We start from the raw sequence: 21,681 nt of genomic DNA on the forward strand, positions 1-21,681 counted from the left end.
GGCAACCCGTAAATTAATTTCGCATCAGCTCAGCACCACGATGCCGCCCGGCAGGCTGCGCATGCGGGCGCCGTAGAGTTCGCGAATCATCACGGGCGCGTTGTCGATACTGCGCAGCGTCAGTTGCATCCTGACCAGCGTGCGCCCCAGTTCGTCGTTGCGCAAGAAGACCTTGCCGGGCCGGTAGCGGTTGATCTCGTCGATCACGTCCGACAACGGCGTGCGGTCGAAAGACAGGATGCCCGTGCGCCACGTGCTCACGCTGGCCACGTCCGCGCGCACGATCTCGCGCATGCCGTTCTTGTCGTAAGTGACTTGCCGCCCGGCTTCCAGCGAGCGCTTCTCTGCGTTCACGGACACCAGCACGCGGCCGTCGAGGCAGGTCACGCACACTTGAGGCCCGGTGTGGCGGATGTTGAAGCGCGCGGCGCGCGCCTGCAGCCGGCCGCCGCCGGTTTCGACGAAGAAATCGTGCGCGCCCGCCGCCACGATCTCGGCCTCTCCCGCCACCAGCGCCATGCCCCGTGCGAGCGTGCCGGTGCCGATGCGGTTGATCAGCGTCTGCGTGTTCATGCGCACGCTGACGTCGCCGTCCAGGGCCACCTGCCGCTGCTCGCCCGTGGCGGTGCGGTAGTCGGCCGTCAGTTCGCCCACCGAGGGCCACAGCCCCAGCGGAGGCTCGACCGCGAGCACGCCGGCGGTCACCGAAGCCGCGACGGCGCCGCCCAGGAATGCCCTGCGTCCCGGCGACTGCAGGGCCTGCAGGGCTTGAGGCATGCGCAGCCACGAGAAGAAAGACCTTTCGCCCGAGGCACGGCGCGCCGCCTCTTCGGCCAGCAGCGGATCGAGCGCGGACCACACGCGCATCACCTCGCGCCAGGCCTGGGCATGGGCTGCGCTGTGGGTTGCCCATTGGCGGAACGCATCGGCGTCGGCGCGGGTGGCCTGGCCCGAGTGCAGCCGCACCCACCAGGCCTGTGCCTGTCGGTGAAGCGAGCCGGATTCGGGTTCGGTGTAAGACATGACGCTCATCAGTATTTTCTCGGCCCGGCAAAGCGGCCGCGTTGTGCGGCCTCCAGATCGGGCAAATGCTTCTTGCAATATTCGAGGGCTGCGCGCAGCTCTTTCTCGACCGTGCTCAGCGACAGGTCCATGCGCTGTGCGATCTCGCTGTTGAGTTGGCCCTCGACCCGCGCCGCCACCAGGATCGCGCGGCGCCGGGCCGGCATGCGGGCCAGCACGAGGCTCAGCGCCTGCACGTCGCTGCGCGCACTGGCAATGCGCTCGGGGTCGCCGGCCTCATCCACCATGTGCACCAGTTCGTCGATCTCGCCGCGCACCAGCAGCACATTGTTCTGGCGGTAGTGGTCGGTGGCAATGTTTGCGGCCATGCGCAGCAGGTAGGCATCGGTGTTGTGGACGGTTGCGGCGTCGCTCGCGCTTGCGCTTGCGAGCCGCAGCCATGTTTCCTGCATGGCGTCGGCCGCGTCGTCGCGCGAGCCCACGATGCGTTCGAGCTTGCCGCGCAGTTCTACATAGCGCGCGACCATGCGCGCACGCAGCGTGGATGAAATGTTCTCGCTCATGGTGTGCGCGCCTGTCCAAGGTAGGCGGCCTGCCCGCAATCGGACTCGGCGCCCGGACCTTCGGGCAACAACAGGATCACCAACGGCTGCGGCAACGATGGTGGCGGCGGGCTGCCGATGGCCACCGTGCGCACGCTGCTCTGCACGGCCGCATCGCGGCGCGCATCGCCGGTGGTGCTCAGCAGGCGGAACCGCTCCACCGCACCGCGCGCGTCCAGGCGCAACTGCAGTGCCAGGCGATAGCTGCCCGGCCGCGTCTCGGCCGAACTGCACAAGGTTCTGCGCAAGGCCTGCTGGACCTGGGCGGCGTACGACTGATGCAAGACTTCCCCCTCTTTGAATCCCGACTCCTCCATGCCCGCGGCCTCGGGCATCGCGGCAACGCCGGACTGCCGGGACGCATGAATCACCACCGAAGTCGGGTTCGCGTGGCGCGCCTCCAGGCCTGTTCCGGCCAGCATCGCTTCCAGGGCCTCCTGCGCGGTCAGCAGGCCGCGCACTGCGTTCGAAGTTCGCTGCGCGTGCTGGCCGTCGATCAATATGTCCAGCCCGGACGCCCTGCTGTAGGCATCGATCGCATCGCCCAGGCGCTGCGCCGCGATATCGAATTCGATACGCACCGCGGGTGACGCCGGTGCGGGCGAATCCGGCTGTTGCGCGTACGCGTTGCCTGCGCAAAGCACCGAGACCCCGCTGGCCAGGCACAAGGCCAGTGCCAGGACACTGACCGATGCCGAATTCGCTGTCATACCGGGTTGGCGCGCGTGCTCCTGAGTTGCTTCGTTCGCCAGGAAACCCGCAGGAGACATTGGCAAACCCAGGCAACATTAGTCGCCGGCGGTGACGGTCGCATGACATTGGCGAGGTGGTTGAAGGCATTCGTCGAGGCCTTCCGTCGCGCAGACAGAAAAAGCCCCGAGGGTTCGAGCCGCACCATCGCGCGGCCCTTGCCTCGAGGCTGATCCTGCTGGTTCCGAGCCGCCTGCAAGACGACTCGGAATACGCTGGCGGCAACCGATCAGTTGCTCAGCGGACGGCCGATGCCGTTGCAGACGTTGGTGTTGCCGATGCCCAGGTTGCTGGACGCATCGAGGAACGTGCTGGCGACAGCTGCCTTCCAGTTGTTCGTGCCAGCGGTGCCGTCAGGCAGGTTGACGAAGTTGTGGGCGGTGATCTGCGCGTCGTAGGTCGTGCCGAACAGGTCGACCAGGAAGGCCTTGATCTTGGCCTGCACAGCGGCGTCCTTGTAGCACTGGTTCACCAGCAGGTTGGTCGTGCCGAAGATCGGATAGCCGGATGCCGGCTTGGCATAGGCCGGGACCCAGGCCAGCGGGTTGCTGGCTTGCGAAGCACCGCCCACCGGCAGGGACACCGCGCCCAGCACGGCCTTGATCGAGGATGCGACCGGCAGGTTGCCGTTGATCTTCGAGACGACTGCGTTGCTGCTGCCGGTGTAGGTCGAATCGGGGCTCAGGTAGCCGATGCGGCCGTTGGTGCCGAAGGCACCCGACATGCCGCCGCTGCCGTTCACGCCGAGCCAGCCGGTGGTAGCCAGCGTGGTGCCGCTGGGCAGAGCGCCCGCAACCATCGTAGCGAAGCTGTTGGACACGACGAAGCCCGAGCCCGGGCAGGCGGCGACGAGGTAGCGGCTGAGCAGTTCGGTCGTGCCGCTGGTGTCGGTGCGGTAGACCACCTGGACTGCCGTGGTGTCGGTGGTGCCGCGCACCTGGCCCCAGGTCTGGCCGCCGGACTTCTTGGAGAAGATGGCGCACATCTTCGCGTCGGTCAGGTCGAGGTTGCTGATGCCGGTGCGCTTGTAGGGGATCAGCACCGAGGTGGCCACGGCGGGGATCTGGATCAGCGGGCCCCAGGCGGCCAGGCGCGTCAGCGGGCTTGCCGGCGTGCCGGTGGTCACGGTGTTGTAGTTGCTCAGTTCCGTCGAAGTCACGGCGGAATCGCTGCCGGCGAAGTGCACCGACTGCGTGGCGGGCCAGGGGTTGGGCAGCGGCACTGCGGCCGTGGGCGCGGGCGACAGCGATTCGTTGTCGAACACGGTGGCATTGTTGTTGTAGAAGGCCGTCTTGCCTGCGCCGCTGCCGGTGCCGGTGTATGTGAAGTCGGTCAGGCCCACGCCGCTGGGCAGGATCTCGTCATACAGGATCTCGGGCAGCGTGGCGCCACCACCGACGGCGATCTGGGCGGAAGCGGCACCGGCGGCCAGCAGGCCCGCCATCATCACGGCCGACAGGGCGACCGACTTGAACTTTGCACTCATGGAAACTCCTTTGATTGGACCAAGAGAAATGAGCTACCAAAGACGGTGGATCTCTTTGTGAGCGCGCCGCCTTTTCGCTACCTGAGTCGCCCCTCTGGCGACGGAGTTAATCTTCGATTTACGGGGTGACAGCAGCCCGAAAAAAGCTCGGGAACACGGCCCCGAAAAGCTCCCGAACTCAGGCTCAGCGGACCATCTGGTTGATCTCCATGATGGGCATCAGCACCGCGAGCACGATGGCCATCACGACACCGCCCATCGCAAGGATCATCAAGGGCTCCAGCAGCGTCGTGAGGCGCATGGCGCGGCGCTCGAGGTCACGCGAAAGGTTTAGCGCGGCGCGCTCGAACATGGCTGCCAGCGCACCCGTCTTCTCGCCGCTGGCCACCAGGTGCACGAGGTTCGACGGAAAAATCTTCTGCGCCTTGAGCGCCGCCGCGAGCGGCGTACCCTCTTTCACGCGGCCGGTGGCTTCGAGCACGCAACGCTTGAGCCATTCATTTACCAGCGTCTGCCGCGCGGCCTCCAGTGCGCGCAGCAAGGGCACGCCGGCATCCATGAGGATCGACAGCGTCGATGCGAAGCGCGCGGTGTCCACGCCGAGCGCGAAGCGCCCGACCATCGGCATGCGCAGGATGAGTCCGTGCCACTTCAGCTTGCGCCCCGCGTCGCGCAGCGATGCACGCGCTGCCGCCCACGCGCCCACGATCACGCCCGCGGTGAGCCAGCCCCATTCGCGCACGAAGGCGCTCGCTGCCAGCATCACGCGGGTGATGGCAGGCAGCTCCTGCCGCGCCTGCGCGAAGGCACCTATCACCTGCGGCACCACGTAGCCCAGCAGGAACACCACGATGCACAGCGACACGAAGCCGACGATGGCCGGATAGATGAAAGCGGTGAGCACCTTGCCGCGCAGGTTGTCGCGGTTCTCCAGGTAGTCGGCCAGCCGCTCCATCACGCGTGCGAGGTCGCCCGAGTCTTCGCCCGCGCTGACGAGTGCGCGGTAGATCTGCGGAAAGTCGCGTGGCCGTTCTGCCAGTGCATCTGCCAGCCGCATGCCGGCGCGCACGCTGTCGCACACGGCGCTCAGAGATTCGGCGACGTGCTTGCGCTCGGCCTGCTCGATGGTGGCGACCAGCGCGGCCTCCAGCGTGAGCCGCGCGCCCAGCAGGCTCGCGAGTTCGCGCGTGGCCCAGCACAGGTCCGCCGCGCCCAGGCGCGGGCTGAGCCAGGCCAATGCGCCGCCGCTCGCGGCCTTCTCGCGGATGTCGAGCGGCGTGAGGCCGCGGTCTCGCAGTTGCGCGCGCACCGAGCGTGCGGACTCGCCTTCGGTGGTGCCGCGTTGAAGCTCGCCGCTGGCGCTCGCGGCCTCGTACTCGAAGCGTGCCATGGTGGGGTGCGCCCTCCTCAGGCGTCGCGCGTCACGCGCAGGATTTCCTCGGCGGTGGTGATGCCTTCGCGCACCCAGCGCTGGCCGTCTTCGCGCATGGAGCGCATGCCGCGCTTCGCTGCCGCCGCACGCATCGCCTGTTCGTCGCCGCCTTCGTGAATGAGCCGCCGAACGTCGTCGTGCACCACGAAGAGTTCATGGATGCCCGTGCGCCCCTTGAAGCCCGAATTTCCGCAGGCCGCGCAGCCCACGGGCACGTAAACGACGCTGCCGTCGGGCCGGGTCTGCGGCGCCTTGCATGCGGGGCACAGGCAGCGCACCAGCCGCTGCGCGAGCACGCCGAGAAGCGACGACGACAACAGGAAGGGCTCGATGCCCATGTCGGTCATGCGCGTGACGGCGGACACGGCGTCGTTGGTGTGCAGCGACGCAAGTACGCCGTGCCCGGTGAGCGAGGACTGCACCGCGATCTGCGCGGTTTCCAGGTCGCGGATCTCGCCGATCATGATGTTGTCGGGGTCCTGCCGCAGCGCCGCGCGCAGGGCCGCACCGAAGGTCATGCCGATCTTGCTGTGCACCGGTATCTGGCCGATGCCCGGCAGGTCGTATTCCACCGGGTCTTCCACCGTGAGGATGTTGCTGGTGCTCAGGTCGAGCTGGCCCAGGGCCGCATAGAGCGTGGTGGTCTTGCCGCTGCCGGTGGGGCCCGTGACCAGCACGATGCCGTGCGGCTGCCGGACGAGGCGCGTGAGTTCGGCCAGTGTGTCGGGCGCCATGCCCAGGCGTTCGAGCCGCAGCCGGCCCGCGTCCTTCTCCAGCAGGCGCAGCACGGCGCGTTCACCGTGCGCGGTGGGTACGGTGGACACGCGCACGTCGATCGGCCGGCCGCCCACGCGCAGGGTGATGCGGCCGTCCTGCGGCAGGCGTTTTTCCGCGATGTCGAGCTGCGACATGATCTTGATGCGCGAGATCAGCGCCGCATGCAGCGCCTTGCGCGGCGCCACCACGTCGCGCAGCGTGCCGTCGACCCGGTAGCGAACCACCGAATGCGTCTCGAAGGATTCGAGGTGGATGTCGCTCGCGCCGTCGCGGGCGGCCTGCGCGAGCAAGGCGTTGATCATGCGGATGACGGGCGCATCGTCCTGCGCGTCGAGCAGGTCGGTGACCGCCGGAATGTCCTGCATCAGGCGGTCGAGGTCGACCTGCTGCTCCACAGCGCCCACCACCGAGGCTGCATCGCCGGTCTCGGCATAGGTGGCGCCGAGCAATGCGTCCATTTCCGGCGGCGCGATCTGCTTCAAAGGCAGTTCGCCCAGCAGCAGCCTCGCCTCGACCACGGCCCAGCCCGGCGTGCGCTCGCAGACCACGAGGCTGCGGGTGTCACCCTCCTGCCGCACCGCGATGCGGTGACTGCGCGCCCACGCATGCGGCAGCGCGTTCACGGCGTCACCACCAGTTCGGGCCGGTAGCCCAGTTCGCGCAGCACGCTCAGCGCGTTGTCGACAGCCTGCGGATCGCGCGGCACATCGGCGCGCACCAGGTTGCCCTCCCCGCCCGGCCCGCCGACGATGTAGGCGCCGATGCCGCTGATGCGCACCCGCTTGACGATGCGCACTGCGTCCTGCTCGCTCGTCACGTCGGCGATCTGCAGCACGCTGACCTTGTCGTTCGTGCCGCCGTACAGCACGGCGGGGTCTGAATCGACGGTCACGCCCCTGGGTAGCTGGGAGCGCAATACGGGCGGCGGCGGGGCCGCTTCGGCCGGCTGCTGGCGCACCGCGCTGGCAGTGGCGGTGGGCGGCGGCGGCTGTTCGCGCGTGCGCTCCCAGCTCTGCGGGCGCAGGTCGACTTCGGGCAAGCGTCCGGAAACGGGCAGGTCTGCCGGCGGCAGCGCGGGGCCGCCGACATCGGGCAGCAGCCCATGCGGCACCGGCCGTGCGCGGCCCTGCTGGGCGCGCATGAAGTTGTAGCGGTCCAGCGTGAGGCCGCGGCCCGCGTTGGCGTCGCGTATCACGTAGGGCCGCAGGAAAACCATCAGGTTGGTTTTCACGCGCTGGCGCTTGTCGTAGCGAAACAGGTTGCCCACCAGCGGCAGCGCGCCCAGGCCCGGCACGGCCTCGGTGCCGTTGGCCACGCTGTCTTCCATGAGGCCGCCGAGCACCATGATCTGCCCGTCGTCCACCAGGATGCTGGTGTCCAGCGCGCGCTTGTTGGTGACGATGCCGGAGATGTCCGAGGCCTGCGTGTCGATGGTCGACACCTCCTGGTAGATGTCGAGCTTGACCGTGCCGCCTTCGGAAATCTGCGGCCGGATGTTGAGCTTCAGCCCGATGTCCTCGCGCTGGATTGTCTGGAACGGGTTGGTGCTGCTGTTGCCGCTGGTGACGTACTGCCCGCTCACGAAGGGCACTGTCTTGCCCACCATGATCGACGCGGCCTCGTTGTCCAGCGTGAGGATGTTGGGCGTCGAGAGGATGTTGGCGCCGTCCTTCGCCTGCAGGGCGCGCGCCAGCATCTTGAGGTTGAGGATCTCGCCCACGCCCGGCAGGTTGACGGTGCCGTCGACGATGCCGATGTTGAGCCCGCGCGGCATCGCCTCGATGGTGTTGCGCGCGCTGGCGTTGAGCGTGGCGCCACCGAAATTGGTGCCCGCGCGCACGCCGCGCCCGTTGCCGCCGCCGGCCATCCACTGGATGCCGAGTTCGGAAGCGTCGCGCTCCGTCACTTCCACGATCAGGCTTTCGACCAGCACCTGCGCGCGCCGCTGGTCGAGCGTGTCGATCACGCGGCGCAGGCTGCGGTACATGGGTTCCGGCGCGGCGATGATGAGCGTGTTGGTGGTGGCATCGGCCTGCACGGTGACACCGCCGGCGGAGAATGCCGCGCCGTTGCTGCCGCCAGAAGGGCCGGCCTGTGTTCCGCTGCTCGTACCGCCTGCGACGCCGCGCAGGCCGCCGCTCGAGGCGGTGCCGCCGCCGGAGCCCGTACCGGCTGCCCCCGTCGAACTGCGGTTCGTCGAACTTCCATTGGCCGGGCCGCCGCTGGTGCCATTGGCCGCGCCGGCGCCGCCGAGCATGCCGCCCGCGCCCAACGCCGCACGCACCGAACCACCGCCCGTGCCCGAGGCATCCGGCGACTCGCCCGTCAGCAGCCCGCGCAGCACACCCGCCAGGTGCACCGACTGCGCATTGCGCAGGTACACCACGTGCAGGTTGCCGGGGTCGCTCTGCGCATTCTCGAGCTTGGCGACCAGCTCGCGCGCCAGCGCCGTGCGCCCCGGGCTGCTCGAGCGGATGACGATGCTGTTGGAGCGCGGGTCGGCCAGCACCACGATGTCGCGCCGGCCCTTCTCGCCGCTGCCGTCGAGCAGTTCGGTGGCCAGCCCGGCGATGTCCACCGCCACGCCGTTGCGCAGCTTGACGACTTCGGAGTCGAGCGAAGTGGGCGTGTCGATGCTCTCGATGATGCGCGCGAGACGCTCGAGGTTGTCGATGTAGTCGGTCACCACCAGCGTGTTGTTGGCCGGGTAGGCGTTGATGCTGTTCTCGGCCGCGATCAGCGGCTTGAGCACCGGCAGCATCGCCTCGGCGTTCTCGTAGTTCAGCCGGAAGGTGCGCGTGGCCAGCCCGCCGCCGGGGTTGCGGGTGTTCACCGCGCCGCCCTGCAGCCTGGCGTCGGCAACGGGCACGACGCGGCTCACCTCGCCCACGTCGACGATCGCGAAGCCGCGCATGCGCAGCGCGGTAGACAGCATGCCGTAGGCGGTGGCCGCCGGCACCTCGCCTTCGGAGACCAGCGTGATCTGCCCCTTCACGCGCGGGTCGAACAGGAAGTTGCGGCCCAGGAAGCGGGCCAGCGCGGAGACCACCGAGGTGATGTCCGCGTCGACGAAGTTGAGGACCACCCTGTCGTCCCTGCCGGCACGCGCGGCCTGCGGCGGCGCCGTGGCGGGAGCAGGCGCGGTCGTGGCCGCAACGGCGGCGGTGCATGCAAGCCCGATGCAGCACGCCAGGGTCCATCGGCGCATCGCTGCGCCCTGTCGATCTCGTCTCACGGGCCATCCTTGTAGAGTTGGGTGGACTGCAGGTCCACCACGCCGCGCACGCTGGCTTGCGGGTCGTTGCCATCGCTGCCGTCCTTGCGGTCGAGCACGACGCCGGTCACTTCGAGGTCGGCGCGGGCGGAAATCGCCAGCAGCCAGGGAAAGACTTTGTCGGCCGGCGCGGGTTGCTCGAAGGCGATTCGCCACGCCTTCGCGGGCGGTGCCTTGCCGGTGCCCGGCGGCGCGTCGGCCACGATGAGTTCGATGCGGTAGGCGCCCTGCAGGCCCGCGCGATCCAGCCCGGTCTGGGGCGGCTCGCTGGGGCCGGCGCCCTGGGCCGCATGCGCCGCGGGCATGCCGGAGAGCAACTCGTCGAGTTCGCGCGACTGGGCTTGCAGCCTGGGCAGGTCGCGTTGCCAGCGGGACAGGGTTTCCAGCGCGGGTTTCGTGGCGAAGAGCCACAGCACGGCCAGCACCAGCACGATGGCGGCGGCGCTTGCCGCCAGGCGGTCGCGCGGCGGCAGCGCCTGCCAGCGTGCCTTGCCTTCGCGCAGCCACTGCAGGGCTGGATGCGAGCGCAAGGGCTTCATGGCGTGGCCTTCCTGGCGGAGGCATCTTCAGCAGCAGCGGTGGCGGCAACCGTCAGGCGGAGTCCGTCCGCATCGGCGTTTGCCGACAGGCCCTGCTCTGTGGCGCGAGCCTGCAATGCGCGCCGCTCCTCGGCACCCGGCGCACCGCCGTCGCGCCATCGGATGTGCAGTTCCCCGGCGGTGTAGCGCAGGCCCTGCACTTGCCCGGCCGGTGTCTGTGCAAGCAGCGTCGCGGTCGCGCGCAGAAGGCTCGCCGCATCTCCGCTGGCCGTGGGCACTGAGCCGGCCGCGAACGCGTCTTTCTGCTGCTTCGCCTGCTGCACGGGGTTGACCACGACTGGTATGTCGGGGAACGCGGCCTTCACGCGCGCGGCCATCTGCCGTTTCAAGCCCTGGCCTTGCGCCGCCAACTGGTTCGCATACACGTTGAGGCCGGTCAGCCAGACTGCCAATGCGAGGGCGCCCCAGCCGACTGCAGGCCCGATAAGCGCGGCGCCCACGCTGCCTGCAGCCGATTCGCCACCCGCCAGCGACCAACCCCAGCCCTCGCCGGACCAGCGCCTGTCGGCTTCGTCTTCGCCGAGCCATTGCACGTCGGCTGCCAGCCCGTCCGCGCCTTCCGGCAGCCATTGCACGAAGCCCTGGCTCTTGCCCGTGCGCGCGACCAGCCATCGATCGACACGGCACCCCACGGTCGCCTCCGCCGAATACGGCAGGAACGCGCAAGGAAGATGCAGCTCGCGCACCTGCAAGCCATGCTTGCGCAGCAGCGCGAGCCAACCGTCCATCACGCCGCGCGATATCCACGCGGCAGGCACGGTGCCGTCCGCCGCGCGCGGACCGAAGCCGGTCACCAGGTTTTCCAGCGGCTGCAGCGCGCAAGGCTCGATGGCGCCGCGCACTGCAGCACGCATGCGCGCACCCGACAACGGCGGCAGCGTGAACGCGGCCATCGGCACATCGCCCGGATGCAGGCACACCTCGATCCGCTTGGCGGCGAACTTCTCCACAAGACCTTCCAGCGCCCGCAATCCGCCGTCGCGCCACGTGCCATCGGGCTGCCGATAGCCGAACCGCACGTGCACGCCGGCCGCATCGCCACCCGGCCACGGCGGCAGCATCAAGCGCAGTGCATCGGCCTTCACACGCCCTCCCGCAGCCACACTACGCGCGGCAGGGTGGCCTTGTCGTCATGCAGCAAGGCGCTCTGCACGAACTGCGTGCGCCCGGTAGAGAGAACGCTCGACACGCGGAACCAGTTGCTGGTGACGCCCATGCGCACCTCGTCCACCGCCAGATCGGGCATGCGCAGCCGGTTCGCGAAGTCGCCGCGGTTGATGAACCACTGGCCCTTGTCGCGCGCCGTCAGCAGCGCGCGCGCACGGTCCAGCGACAGCCCTTGCACGCCGGCGGCCACGGCCTCCGCGCGTGCGGTGTTGGCGTTGAGCCAGGTGCGCTCGGGCAGCACGGTCACGAAGGGCATCAGGCGAGCGAGCACCCCGGCATCCACGCCGGGCACGGCCAGCAGGTCTTCCAGCGCGCGCAGGCGCGGCGCCTGCGGGTTGGCCGGGAGTTCGGGCGGCAGGCCCATGCCCTCGGCGAACTTCGCGGCCTCCTTGCGCATGTCCTCGGACACGGCGCCCGCCTGCGACGCGTCCGCACCGCCCAGGCTCAACGCCACGCGCCGGACGATCGCCTGCGCCGGCGCCCTGGGCACGCCCACCAGCGCACAGAGCCGCATGAAGACTTCGGCTTCCGCCGGGTCGATGCGGCCTTTGTCCACCATGTTGCGCAGGTTGAACTTGCCTTGCTCGTCGGTGATTTCGCTGAGCAGCCGCCCGCCCTCGGCCGCCACCTGCCCGGAGGCCGGCCGGCTGTACGGCCGGTTCCATGCGCCATCGAGCCGCGTGGTCGGTTCGCGCACGGCGTCGGCGCGCAGCGTGCGCTGCGCCTCGCTCACTTCGCCGCGCAGCAGCCAGCGCGCCTGGGTGCGGAACTGGTCGCCCTGCGTGGTGCGGATGAACGCCGACTGCCGCCCCAGCAGCGCCGCCGCCATCGCCGCAATCACCGCGACGATGAGCAGCGCGCTCACCACCGCCATGCCCCGGTGGCGGCCTGCCGGGGCGGGACCGCCGCCCGCCTTGCTACCCGCCGTCGCAGCCACGGCGCCTACCAGGAGCCGATGTCGGCGTTGGCCTTCTCGCCCCCGGGTTCGCCGTCGGCGCCCAGCGAAAACACATCGACCTCGCCGTGCGTGCCGGGGTTCAGGTATTGGTAGGGGTTGCTCCACGGATCGGCGGGCAGGCGCTCCAGGTAGGGGCGCCAGTTGGCGGGCGCCTTGCCCGTGGCGGGCTTGGCGACGAGCGCCTGCAGGCCCTGGGTGGAGCTGGGATAGGTGCCGTTGTCCAGCCGGTAGAGCTTGAGCGCCTGCATGATCGCGGCCACGTCCTGCCGGGCGGCGGTGGCGCGGGCCTGGTCGGGCCGGTCCATCAGGCTGGGCACGATCAGCGCGGCCAGCACGCCGATGATCACCAGCACCACCATCAATTCGATCAGGGTGAACCCGCGCTGGCATATCGGGAGAATCCGGAAGGGGAAGCGCCGGCTGCCTGCGCGGCGACGGGTTGAACCTGCGGTCATCTTCCACTCCCGGAACAAAGGACATCAAGGGCTTTCACCGCGCCGATCCTCGCAGTGCCGGATGTCAGTCGGATTGAAAATCCTCGGGAGTTCTCCGCCCGCCGCACAAACCCGCCCCCGAACGGTGCAGACTTGAGGGCATGGACAAGCATTTCCTGAATCCGCTCTTCGCCCCGGCCTCCATCGCGGCCTTCGTCGGCCATGCCGACGACCCCGGCGGCCAGACGCCGGCCGGCCGCACCCTGCGCGAAGCCTTCCGCGCCGACCGCTTCGACGGCACGCTGCGCTTTCTGGACGTGCGCACCAAGGGCACGCTCGAAGAACTGGCCCAGACCCATGCCGACCTGGCGCTGATCGCCCTCGCCCCGCGCGACGTGGCGGCGGCCCTGGAGATCGCGGGCCGCATCGGCTGCACAGCGGCGGCGGTCATTTCCAGCGGCATCGGCGCCGACCAGGCCGCCCAGTGGCGCAAGATCGCAAAGCGCGAAGGCGTGCACCTGCTCGGCCCCAACTCGCTGGGCTTCCAGCGCCCGCCGCTGCACCTGAATGCCAGCGTGGCCGGTCCGCTCGCCAGCACCGGGCCGCTGGCGCTGGTGTCGCAGTCGGGCGCGCTCACCGCGTCGATGCTCGACTGGGCGCGGCAGAACGGCGTGGGCTTCTCCAGCGTGGTGTCGCTGGGCCCGCACACTTCGGTCGACATTCCACAGGTGCTCGACTTCCTGGCCAACGACCGGGCCACCCACAGCATCATCGTGTACCTCGAAGGCATTGCGGACGCGCGCCGCTTCATGAGCGCACTGCGCTCGGCCTCGCATGCCAAGCCGGTGGTGGTGCTCAAGGCCGGCCGCAAGCCGGCCGGCAACGAGGCCGCGCAGACGCACAGCGCCGCCATCGTGGGCAGCGACGACGTGTTCGACGCCGCGCTGCGCCGCGCGGGCGCGGTGCGGGTGCGCTCCTTCGTCGAGCTGTTCTCGGCCGCCAAGTGCCTGGCCTCGCGCTACCGGCCGGTGGGCAAGCGGCTGGCAGTGGTCACCAACGGCGGCGGCCCCGGCGTGCTGGCGGCCGACTGGATCAACGAGATCGGGCTCGACCTGGGCAAGCTCTCCGCGCCCGTGCAGAAGCTCATGCTGCCGTCGATGCCGCCCCTGGCTTCGCTGACCGACCTGATCGATCTTTCGGAAGAGGCGCAGCCCGCGCACTACCGCGCCGCCATCGACGCAGCCTCGGCCGACAGCCAGGTCGACGGCGTGCTGGCCATCTTCTCGCCCAAGCCGGGTGCCGACGCGGCGGCCATGGCCAAGGCGCTGGCAGACATTCCGCGCCCCATGAACAAGCCGCTGCTGGCCTGCTGGATGGGCGACTCGTCGGTGGGCAAGGCGCGCGCCGTGCTGGCCGAGGCCACCATTCCCAGCTTTCGCACGCCCGAGGCGGCCGTGGGCGCCTTCGGCAACATCGCAGCCTTCTACCAGAACCAGCAGTTGCTGCAGCAGACGCCGCCGCCGCTGTCGGCGCTGGCCAAGCCCGACATCGAAGGCGCGCGCCTTCTCATCGAAAGCGTTCTGGCCGAGCGGCGCCGCGTGCTGACGGAGATGGAGTCGAAGTCGCTGCTGTCGTCGTTCCACATTCCCATCACCCGCACGCTGCTGGCGCGCAGCGCCAACGAGGCCATGATGATCGCCACGCAGCTGGGCTTTCCGGTGGCGCTGAAGATCGACTCCCCCGACATCCCGCACAAATCAGACGTAGAGGGCGTGGCGCTCAACGTGATGAACGGCACCAGCGCGCGCGACACCTACGTCGAGATGATGGAACGCGTGGCACGCCTGGCGCCCGAGGCGCGCATCAACGGCGTGACCGTGCAGAAGATGGTGCGCGCACGGCGCGGCCGCGAAATCTACGTGGGCCTGGTGACAGACCAGCCCTTCGGCCCCGTCATCGTGTTCGGCGCGGGCGGCACCATGATCGAATTGCTGAACGACCGCGCGATGGAACTGCCGCCGCTCAACCAGTTCCTGGCGCGCCGGCTCATAGAGCGCTCGCGCGTGGCCCAAACCCTGGGCGAATGGCGTGGCGCCAGCGCGGTCGACATGGAGGCGCTGGAGCACGTGCTGCTGCGCGTGTCGGAAATGGTGTGCGAGCTGCCCGAGCTGCGCGAGATGGACATCAACCCCATCATCGTGGACGAGTCGGGCGCCGTCTCGGTCGATGCGCGCATCGTGGTCGACAGCAGCACGCAGGCGGTGGCAGGCCAACTGGGCAACGCGGCCAACGGCTACCACCACCTGGCCATCATGCCGTACCCCGCGCGCTACCGGCGCGAATGGCCGCTGCCGGGTGGCGGCATCTACATCGTGCGGCCGGTGCACCCCAACGACGCGCAGATGCTGCAGGCGCTGGTGCAGGGCCTGTCGCCCGAAAGCCGCTGGTTCCGCTTCGTCTCGCGCTTCCACGAACTGCCGCCGTCGATGCTGTCGCGCTTTACGCTGATCGACTACGACCGCGAAATGGCGCTGGTGGCCGTGGTGATGGAGCGCAGCGTGTCACCCGAAGGCACGGTGCTCGAGAGCGAGCGCATCGTGGGCGTGTCGCGCTACATCACCAACCCCGACCAGACCAGCTGCGAGTTCTCGCTGGTGGTGGCCGACGAATTCAGCGGCAAGGGCATCGGCTCGCGGCTGATGGAAAGCATCATCGACGTGGCGCGCGACAAGGGCCTGTCGGAAATCGACGGACTGGTGCTCGCCAACAACCCCGACATGCTGAAGCTGGTGCGCAGGCTGGGGTTCACGGTGAAGTCCTTCCCCGAAGATCCGGACTTCAAGCTCGTGACCTACATGCTGTAGCGCGGCAGGCAGCCCGCTCAGGCCTTGGGCATGCCGTCGCTGCCGCTGCCGCACAGCACGACGGCGATCTTCTCGTCGTCGCGGCGCTCGAAGCAGCGCTGGCTCACGGCCGCCAGCGCGGTGGCCGCGCCCAGCTCGATGGCCAGGCCCGCATGCTGCCAGGCGGAACGGGCCGCGTCCTCGATGACTTCTTCATCGACCAGCACGATGTCGTCGACGTACTTCTCGATCAGCTCGAAGTTCAAGGGCTCGGTCGAACGCGCCGCGAGGATCGGCACGCGCGTCTTCACGTTCTCCAGCTTCACGATGCGGCCTTCCTTGCGGCAGGTGTGGAGCGTGGGGCAGCCCGCCGCTTCCACGCCGATTACGCGGATCGACGGCTTGAGCAGCTTGGCCGCCTGGGCAATGCCCGCGAGCAGGCCGCCGCCGCCGATGGACACCACCAGCGTCTCGACCTCGGGCCATTCGTCGATGATCTCCAGCGCGGCCGTGCCCTGGCCTATCACCACGTCGCGGTCGGCATACGGATGCAGCAGCGCGCCGCCGTGCTCGGCCACGTTGGCGCCGGCGGCGTCCCAGCTCTGGTCCCAGAAGTCGCCGTGCACTGTGAGCCTGGCGCCGTGGCTTTCGATGCGCGCCCGGGTGATCGGCGTGCTGGTGTTCATCACGAACACGTTGGCCGGCAGGCCCAGCGTCTTGCCCACGTAGGCCACGGCCGCGCCGAAGTTGCCGCCCGATGCGGTGGCCAGCCCCTGTTTGCGCACGTCTTCCGACAGGTTGAGCACGCGATTGAAGGCGCCGCGCGCCTTGAAGGAGCCGGTCACCTGGTTGCACTCGGCCTTGAATCGCACCTGCGCCGCGCCGCCGGGCATCCAGGGGTGCGCATTGACCAGCGGCGTGTGGCGGATGTAGGGCTGCACGCGGGCATGGGCCGCGCGGTAGTCGTCCAGCGTGATCGGGGTCTTGTTCTCGCTCATGCGGCTGTGCCCTCCTCGTCTTCGACCAGCACGCACAGGTTGTTGCCCTGCTTCACGATGCCGAAGGTGCGCTGCGAATACACCGTGCCGCCCTTGGCGAAGCGCACTTCGCGCGGCGCCAGCGCGGGCTCGGTCAGCAGGTGCAGGTAGCCGGCCAGCTCGCCGGCGGCCACCGTGTCGCCGAGTTCGTGCAGCGGCTCGAAGTAGCCGTCGCCCGGCGACAGCAGGTTTCCGCCGTCCGGCACGATGTGCACGCGGCGGCTCGCCGGCGGCGTAGCCGGCAGCTCGGCGGGCACCACGCCCAGCCTTGCCAGCACGCGCGACAGGCACTCGCGCGTGCGCTTCACGCCCTTGGGCGACACGCTGCCGTTCTCGCCCATCTCGGCCGCAATCGCCGCCAGGCCCAGGTGCGCGGCGGCGCCGCAGCTGGTGCGCGGGTCGCCCATGTTGTCGGTGATGACGGTGAACCTGGCGCCGAACCAGCGCGCCATGTCTTCGGCGCGCTCGCGCACTTCGGGCGCCAGCGTGGGCGTGACCACCACTTGCGCGCTCTCCTCGATGAACAGCGAACTGCCGCCCGCATGCAGGTCGACATACGCGTCGCACTTGGGAAACAGCACGTCGTGGATGAACGCGGCGATCTGCTCGGTCGGCGTGCCGAAGGGGTTGCCCGGGAACACGCGCGCCAGGTTCTTGCCGTCGAGCGGGCTCACGCGCGAGGCCGCGCGCAATGCCGGCGCGTTGGCCGCGGGCATCAGGATCAGCCGGCCCTTGACCCGCGCGGCGTCGAGCGAACGGATCAGCTCGTTGATGACGATCGGGCCTTCGTACTCGTCGCCGTGGATGGCGCCGGTGACCAGCACGGTTGGCCCGTCGCCGTTGCCGATGACGGCCAGCGGCAGCGCGACCGCGCCCCAGGCATCCTCATGCCCCGAGTACGGCAGCCACGCATGGCCGACCTGCTTGCCGGGCTGGGCCCAGTCGATGTCCGTGAAAACGGTTGAAGGACGCGGCTGGCTCACTTCACTTCTTTCTGCTCGTCCTTGAACCACTTCAGGCGCAGCGCCGCGAGGCTGCCGTCGGCGGCCTTGGCGTCGATGATCCTGTTCATCTCGGCCAGCAGCGCGGTTTCGCTCGGCTGCACGGCCATGTAGGCGGGGCTGATGCGGATCAGCGACTTCATCTCGACGCCCTTGGCGGGGTTTTCATCGGCCACCTTCTGGGCGATGAAGTTGTTCTCCGCGAACAGCGGTGCCTGGCCCGACAGGAAGGCCGAGATGGTCGAGGCCGTGTCTTCCAGGCGGATCAGCTTGGCGCCGGGCGCCAGCTCGCTCAGCGACAGGTCGGGGGTCGAGCCCTTGGGCACCGCCACGGTCTGGCCCGTGAGGTCGCCCAGCTTGGCGAACTTGGGAATGCCCTTGCCGCCATACACGCCGAGGTACACCGCCGCGTAAGGCTTGGAGAAGGCGACCTGCTTCGCGCGCTCGGGCGAGCTGCCCAGCGCCGCGATCACCACGTCGACCTTGTTCGACAGCAGATAGGGAATGCGGTTGGCACCGGTCACCTGCTGCAGTTCGAGCTTCACGCCCATGGCCTTGGCCACGTTCTCGGCCAGTTCCACATCCAGGCCCGTGGGCTTGCCGGCCGCGTCGGTGAAGCCCCAGGGAGCGGCGTCGATGGTCGTGGCGATGCGGATCGCGCCCTTGGCCTTGATGTCCGCGAGCTTGTCTGCATGCGCGAGCAAGGGTGCGGCGCAGACCAGCGCGGCGGCGAACAGGGTTTTCATCTTGAACATGGAGGCTCCTTGGGAAGACAGAAAAAGCGAAAAAGAATCAGACGACGGATTGGACGAACTGCTGGAATTCAGGGGTCTGCGGGCTGCCGAACATGCGCTCCGGCGTGCCGCGCTCCCAGATGCGGCCCTGGTTCATGAAGAGGACCTCGGAGGCCACGCGGCGCGCGAAGGCCATCTCGTGCGTGACGACCATCATGGTCATGCCGTCGCGCGCCAGGTCTTCCATCACGCGCAGCACCTCGCCGACCAGTTCGGGGTCGAGCGCGGAAGTGGCTTCGTCGAACAGCATCAGCTGCGGCGACATGGCCAGCGCACGCGCGATGGCCACGCGCTGCTGCTGGCCGCCCGACAACTGCGAGGGCATGGCGTCGAGCTTGTGGCCCAGGCCCACGCGCTCCAGCATGCGCTGAGCCAGGTCGCGGGCCTCGCCCTTGGCGATCTTCCTGGTCAGCACCGGCGCCAGCGTCACGTTGGCGGCGGCCGACAGGTGCGGGAACAGGTTGAAGCTCTGGAACACCATGCCCACGCGGCGGCGCAGCAGGGCCAGGTCGGTGTCCGGCGACTGCACGTCCACGCCGTCGACCACGATGCGCCCCGCGCTGATGGTCTCCAGCCCGTTCACGCAGCGCAGCAGCGTGCTCTTGCCCGAGCCGCTGCGGCCCACGAGCGCCACGATGTCGCCCTTGGCCACTTCGGTGGACACGCCCCGCAATACATGGTTGTCGCCGAAGTGCTTTTCGACCGATTCAATGAGCACGAGCGGCATTCATGCGTCCTTCCAGAGAGAGTGCCAGCCGGGCCAGCGGGTAGCAGATGGCGAAGTAGCACAGGGCCACGCCGCAGAAGACAGGCAGGTGCGCCAGCGTGGATCCGGCGACGATCTGGCCCGATCGCGTGAGTTCGACCAGACCGACGAGCGCAGCCAGCGAGGTGTTCTTGATGAGCTGCACCAGATAGCTCACCGTGGGCCCCAGCGCCACGCGAAAGGCCTGCGGCCACACCACGTGCCGCATGACCTGCCAGCGGCGCAGGCCCACGCACGAGGCAGCCTCCCACTGGCCCTTGGGCACCGATTCGATGGCGCCGCGCCAGATGTCGCCGAGGAAGGCGCCGGCCGACAGCGAAAACGCGGCCGCGGCGGCCATGAAGGCGTTGACCTCGATGCCCAGCAGCATCGGCACGCCGAAGTACAGCAGGAACAACACGCCCAGCAGCGGCGTGCCCTGCACCAGCTCCGTGTAGATGCGCGCCAGCACGCGCAGCCACGGCAGCCGCGAAGTGCGCGCCACGGCCACGCCGAGCGCGATCACCGCGCCGATGGCGAACGCGGTGACGGCCAGCGCGGCGGTCCAGCGGATCGCGCCCAGGATGAGCCAGAGGTCGGCAATGGAAAGTCCGCGCATTTCAGCCCTCCTTGCCGAACAGGCGGCGCTGCACGAAACCGAGGATCACGCGCAGCGCCTGCACCGCCACGAAATACATCACGCAGATCACGAGGTAGACCTCGAAGCTGCGGAAGGTGCGCGAGTCGATGAAGCTGCCGGCATGGAAGATGTCTTCCACGCCGATCTGCGAGATGAGGCTGGTGCCGATCAGCGTGAGCACCATCTGGCTCGCGAGCGAGGGAAACACGTTGCGCAGCGCCGGCACGAACAGCACGTGCACCAGCACCTGCCGCGGCCGCAGCCCGAGCGCCGCGCCGGCTTCCGACAGGCCGCGCGGCACCGACATCAGTCCGGAGCGGAACACCTCGACCATGTAGGCGCCGCAATACAGCGCCAGCGAAATCACGCCCGCCACGGGCGCCTCCAGCCGTATGCCCAGGTTGGGCAGGCCGAAGTAGATGAGAAAGAGCTGCACCAGCGCCGGCGTGTTGCGGAAGAACTCCACGTACACCCGCGTCACGCCGCGCAGCGGCTTGCCGCCGTAGACCAGCGCCAGCGAGCCCGCCACGCCGATCGCCATGCCCAGCACGATGCTTGAGGCGGCATAGCCCAGCGTGTGCAGCAGCCCTTCCACCAGTTGACCGGTGTAGGGAGCGAGCGCGTCGAACTGGAACTGGTAGGCCATGGCTCAGTCCACTTCCAGGATGGCCTCGACCTCGACGGTCTGATGGCCGGGCAGCGAACCCGCGCCGATGGCCGAGCGCGCGCCGCGCCCCACTTCGTCGCCGAACACATCGACGAACAGGTCGGAGCAGCCGTTGACGACCTTCGGGTGATGCGCGAAGCCCGGCGAGGCATTCACGAAAGCCAGCAGCTTCACCACGCTGCGCACGCGCCTGAGGTCGCCCAGCGCGACCTTGGCCACCGCCAGGAGGTTCAGCCCGGTGAGCCGCGCATGGGCGTAGGCTGCCTCGATGCTCACCTCTTCGCCGACACGGCCGACGTGCAGATGCCCGTTCGCCTCCAGCGGACCCTGGCCCGAGAGATACAGCAGCGGACCGGTGCGGCGCCAGGCCACGAAGTTGGCGACGGGCGCCGGGGGCGGCGGCAGCACCAGGCCGAGCGCGGCAAGCCGCTCTTCAGGACCGGGGGCCGTGGCCGTCGGCGCCGTGTTGGAATCCAGGGTCATTGAGAACACTTCACCGCAGCGCCGCACGGGGCAGCACCGGGTCAACCTTTCGACGAAAATCAACAGCTTCGGACGGATTGGTCAACCAATCCGGAACCAGACAACGCAGCCTTGTATGACTGCGTAATGAATTCATTCTAAGATTCTTAATTGTGATTGGTCAACCATTTTGGCGAACTCTCTAACCATGGATGCAAAGCCTGCTTCACAGTCGCCGCAGCCGCTGATCGACGTGACCGACCTGTCGGGCCGGATCGCTGCGCAGGACAAGGCCACCGCCTCGAAGGTCTACCGCGCCATCCTCCAGTCGATCCGCGACGGCGTGCTCAAGCCCGGCGACAAGCTGCCCAACGAGCGCGACCTGTCCGAGCAGTTCAAGACTTCGCGCAGCACCGTGCGCCATGCGCTGGCCATGATGAGCGCGCAGGGCCTGCTGGAGCGCAAGGTAGGCAGCGGCACCTTCCTGGCCGAATCGCTGATGCAGCTGCTCAGCGAATCCGACCTGCCCGTGGCGGCCCACCACCGCGACGTGCCGACCTACACCGAGATTCTCGAAGGCCGGCTGCTGTTCGAGCCGGCCATGATGGCGCTGTCGGCCCAGCGCGCCGACGCCGACGACTTCGCGCTCATGCGCCACCACCTGGCCGTGGTGCGCGACGCCGACCAATGGATCGCCTTCAAGGAAGGCATCTACGGCGTGCACCAGGCAATCTTCCGCGCCACGCGCAACCGCTTCCTGATGCAGGTGTTCGACGCGGTGGTGGCCGACCGCCGCGCGGTGCAGTACGACGGGCGCTCCAACCTCAACGGCCCGGTGGGCGCCATCGTGCGCGAGCAGACGCTGCGCGAGCTCACCGCCATCGTCGATGCGCTCGAGGCACGCGACGCCAAGGGCGCGACCGCGCTGGCCGACGCGTACTTCACGCGCATCCTGGCGTCGCTCAGCGTCTACGGCTAGGCGCCGCGTCA

At 69.0% G+C, this 21,681-nt stretch carries 20 protein-coding genes; 2 read left to right on the forward strand and 18 right to left on the reverse strand.

Going from position 1 to position 21,681, the window contains the following annotated elements; genetic code table 11:
- Positions 1–24: 24 nt before the first annotated feature.
- From ACQY8B_RS11030 to gspG, 11 genes are all read right to left on the reverse strand, one after another.
- Complete coding sequence (locus tag ACQY8B_RS11030; RefSeq protein WP_422086745.1) at positions 25–1,032, reverse strand: FecR family protein; 1,008 nt, start codon at positions 1,030–1,032, stop codon at positions 25–27.
- Entirely contained in the window at positions 1,032–1,586 is a 555-nt protein-coding gene (locus ACQY8B_RS11035) for an RNA polymerase sigma factor (protein WP_422086746.1), read from the reverse strand. The genes ACQY8B_RS11030 and ACQY8B_RS11035 overlap by 1 nt, the downstream gene beginning before the upstream one ends.
- The gene (locus tag ACQY8B_RS11040) at positions 1,583–2,335 is read right to left on the reverse strand and encodes an STN domain-containing protein (RefSeq protein WP_422086747.1); all 753 of its coding nucleotides are present in this window, start codon (positions 2,333–2,335) and stop codon (positions 1,583–1,585) included. The genes ACQY8B_RS11035 and ACQY8B_RS11040 overlap by 4 nt, the downstream gene beginning before the upstream one ends.
- A gap of 269 nt (positions 2,336–2,604) precedes the next feature.
- A complete protein-coding gene (locus tag ACQY8B_RS11045; protein WP_422086748.1) occupies positions 2,605–3,861 on the reverse strand; it encodes a substrate-binding domain-containing protein in 1,257 nt (418 codons plus the stop codon).
- A 184-nt stretch (positions 3,862–4,045) separates the two neighbouring features.
- The gene (gene gspF, locus ACQY8B_RS11050) at positions 4,046–5,251 is read right to left on the reverse strand and encodes a type II secretion system inner membrane protein GspF (protein WP_422086749.1); all 1,206 of its coding nucleotides are present in this window, start codon (positions 5,249–5,251) and stop codon (positions 4,046–4,048) included.
- 17 nt (positions 5,252–5,268) lie between these two features.
- The gene (gene gspE / locus ACQY8B_RS11055; RefSeq protein WP_422086750.1) at positions 5,269–6,693 is read right to left on the reverse strand and encodes a type II secretion system ATPase GspE; all 1,425 of its coding nucleotides are present in this window, start codon (positions 6,691–6,693) and stop codon (positions 5,269–5,271) included.
- On the reverse strand, positions 6,690–9,278 hold the full coding sequence (gspD, locus tag ACQY8B_RS11060) for a type II secretion system secretin GspD (protein WP_422086751.1): 2,589 nt from the start codon (positions 9,276–9,278) through the stop codon (positions 6,690–6,692). The genes gspE and gspD overlap by 4 nt, the downstream gene beginning before the upstream one ends.
- A gap of 23 nt (positions 9,279–9,301) precedes the next feature.
- On the reverse strand, positions 9,302–9,883 hold the full coding sequence (gene gspM / locus ACQY8B_RS11065; protein WP_422086752.1) for a type II secretion system protein GspM: 582 nt from the start codon (positions 9,881–9,883) through the stop codon (positions 9,302–9,304).
- Positions 9,880–11,028, reverse strand: coding sequence for a type II secretion system protein GspL (gene gspL / locus ACQY8B_RS11070; RefSeq protein WP_422086753.1), 1,149 nt, complete (start codon positions 11,026–11,028; stop codon positions 9,880–9,882). The genes gspM and gspL overlap by 4 nt, the downstream gene beginning before the upstream one ends.
- A complete protein-coding gene (gene gspK, locus ACQY8B_RS11075; protein ID WP_422086754.1) occupies positions 11,025–12,047 on the reverse strand; it encodes a type II secretion system minor pseudopilin GspK in 1,023 nt (340 codons plus the stop codon). Before gspK ends, gspL begins: the two co-directional genes overlap by 4 nt.
- Before the next feature lie 5 nt (positions 12,048–12,052).
- On the reverse strand, positions 12,053–12,523 hold the full coding sequence (gspG, locus tag ACQY8B_RS11080) for a type II secretion system major pseudopilin GspG (RefSeq protein ID WP_422086755.1): 471 nt from the start codon (positions 12,521–12,523) through the stop codon (positions 12,053–12,055).
- A gap of 140 nt (positions 12,524–12,663) precedes the next feature.
- Here gspG and ACQY8B_RS11085 point away from each other — a divergent pair, with 140 nt between their 5' ends.
- Positions 12,664–15,366 carry a GNAT family N-acetyltransferase gene (locus ACQY8B_RS11085; protein WP_422086756.1) on the forward strand — a complete coding sequence of 901 codons (2,703 nt, stop codon included), beginning with the start codon at positions 12,664–12,666 and terminating at the stop codon, positions 15,364–15,366.
- 17 nt (positions 15,367–15,383) lie between these two features.
- Here the strand turns inward: ACQY8B_RS11085 and ACQY8B_RS11090 are convergent, their stop codons facing one another.
- Genes ACQY8B_RS11090 through ACQY8B_RS11120 form a run of 7 tightly spaced genes read right to left on the reverse strand, consistent with a single transcriptional unit; the run spans position 15,384 to position 20,712 of the window.
- Positions 15,384–16,343: a threonine ammonia-lyase gene (locus ACQY8B_RS11090; RefSeq protein ID WP_422086757.1), complete on the reverse strand. Its 960-nt coding sequence runs from the start codon at positions 16,341–16,343 to the stop codon at positions 15,384–15,386.
- The gene (locus tag ACQY8B_RS11095) at positions 16,340–17,365 is read right to left on the reverse strand and encodes a succinylglutamate desuccinylase/aspartoacylase family protein (protein ID WP_422086758.1); all 1,026 of its coding nucleotides are present in this window, start codon (positions 17,363–17,365) and stop codon (positions 16,340–16,342) included. Before ACQY8B_RS11095 ends, ACQY8B_RS11090 begins: the two co-directional genes overlap by 4 nt.
- Entirely contained in the window at positions 17,362–18,138 is a 777-nt protein-coding gene (locus ACQY8B_RS11100) for a transporter substrate-binding domain-containing protein (RefSeq protein WP_422086759.1), read from the reverse strand. Before ACQY8B_RS11100 ends, ACQY8B_RS11095 begins: the two co-directional genes overlap by 4 nt.
- A 37-nt stretch (positions 18,139–18,175) precedes the next feature.
- On the reverse strand, positions 18,176–18,904 hold the full coding sequence (locus ACQY8B_RS11105; protein WP_422086760.1) for an amino acid ABC transporter ATP-binding protein: 729 nt from the start codon (positions 18,902–18,904) through the stop codon (positions 18,176–18,178).
- Positions 18,885–19,541 (reverse strand): amino acid ABC transporter permease, encoded by a 657-nt coding sequence (locus ACQY8B_RS11110; RefSeq protein ID WP_422086761.1) that lies wholly within the window; start codon positions 19,539–19,541, stop codon positions 18,885–18,887. The genes ACQY8B_RS11105 and ACQY8B_RS11110 overlap by 20 nt, the downstream gene beginning before the upstream one ends.
- 1 nt (position 19,542) lies before the next feature.
- A complete protein-coding gene (locus ACQY8B_RS11115; protein ID WP_422086762.1) occupies positions 19,543–20,208 on the reverse strand; it encodes an amino acid ABC transporter permease in 666 nt (221 codons plus the stop codon).
- 3 nt (positions 20,209–20,211) lie between these two features.
- Entirely contained in the window at positions 20,212–20,712 is a 501-nt protein-coding gene (locus tag ACQY8B_RS11120; RefSeq protein WP_422086763.1) for a RidA family protein, read from the reverse strand.
- 187 nt (positions 20,713–20,899) lie between these two features.
- On the opposite strand from ACQY8B_RS11120, the gene ACQY8B_RS11125 reads away from it, so the two are divergent.
- Positions 20,900–21,670 carry a FadR/GntR family transcriptional regulator gene (locus ACQY8B_RS11125; protein WP_422086764.1) on the forward strand — a complete coding sequence of 257 codons (771 nt, stop codon included), beginning with the start codon at positions 20,900–20,902 and terminating at the stop codon, positions 21,668–21,670.
- The last annotated feature ends 11 nt before the right edge of the window (positions 21,671–21,681 follow it).

Origin of the sequence: Variovorax sp., assembly GCF_965279555.1 — a bacterium.
GTDB lineage: Bacteria > Pseudomonadota > Gammaproteobacteria > Burkholderiales > Burkholderiaceae_C > Variovorax.

Excerpts from the sequence above, each read along its gene's own strand:
- ACQY8B_RS11030 (WP_422086745.1), bottom strand. The coding sequence starts at position 1,032 with ATGAGCGTCATGTCTTACACCGAACCCGAATCCGGCTCGCTTCACCGA.
- ACQY8B_RS11035 (WP_422086746.1), bottom strand. The coding sequence starts at position 1,586 with ATGAGCGAGAACATTTCATCCACGCTGCGTGCGCGCATGGTCGCGCGC.
- ACQY8B_RS11040 (WP_422086747.1), bottom strand. The coding sequence starts at position 2,335 with ATGACAGCGAATTCGGCATCGGTCAGTGTCCTGGCACTGGCCTTGTGC.
- ACQY8B_RS11045 (WP_422086748.1), bottom strand. The coding sequence starts at position 3,861 with ATGAGTGCAAAGTTCAAGTCGGTCGCCCTGTCGGCCGTGATGATGGCG.
- gspF (WP_422086749.1), bottom strand. The coding sequence starts at position 5,251 with ATGGCACGCTTCGAGTACGAGGCCGCGAGCGCCAGCGGCGAGCTTCAA.
- gspD (WP_422086751.1), bottom strand. The coding sequence starts at position 9,278 with ATGCGCCGATGGACCCTGGCGTGCTGCATCGGGCTTGCATGCACCGCC.
- gspM (WP_422086752.1), bottom strand. The coding sequence starts at position 9,883 with ATGAAGCCCTTGCGCTCGCATCCAGCCCTGCAGTGGCTGCGCGAAGGC.
- gspG (WP_422086755.1), bottom strand. The coding sequence starts at position 12,523 with ATGACCGCAGGTTCAACCCGTCGCCGCGCAGGCAGCCGGCGCTTCCCC.
- ACQY8B_RS11085 (WP_422086756.1), top strand. The coding sequence starts at position 12,664 with ATGGACAAGCATTTCCTGAATCCGCTCTTCGCCCCGGCCTCCATCGCG.
- ACQY8B_RS11090 (WP_422086757.1), bottom strand. The coding sequence starts at position 16,343 with ATGAGCGAGAACAAGACCCCGATCACGCTGGACGACTACCGCGCGGCC.
- ACQY8B_RS11100 (WP_422086759.1), bottom strand. The coding sequence starts at position 18,138 with ATGTTCAAGATGAAAACCCTGTTCGCCGCCGCGCTGGTCTGCGCCGCA.
- ACQY8B_RS11105 (WP_422086760.1), bottom strand. The coding sequence starts at position 18,904 with ATGCCGCTCGTGCTCATTGAATCGGTCGAAAAGCACTTCGGCGACAAC.
- ACQY8B_RS11110 (WP_422086761.1), bottom strand. The coding sequence starts at position 19,541 with ATGCGCGGACTTTCCATTGCCGACCTCTGGCTCATCCTGGGCGCGATC.
- ACQY8B_RS11115 (WP_422086762.1), bottom strand. The coding sequence starts at position 20,208 with ATGGCCTACCAGTTCCAGTTCGACGCGCTCGCTCCCTACACCGGTCAA.
- ACQY8B_RS11120 (WP_422086763.1), bottom strand. The coding sequence starts at position 20,712 with ATGACCCTGGATTCCAACACGGCGCCGACGGCCACGGCCCCCGGTCCT.
- ACQY8B_RS11125 (WP_422086764.1), top strand. The coding sequence starts at position 20,900 with ATGGATGCAAAGCCTGCTTCACAGTCGCCGCAGCCGCTGATCGACGTG.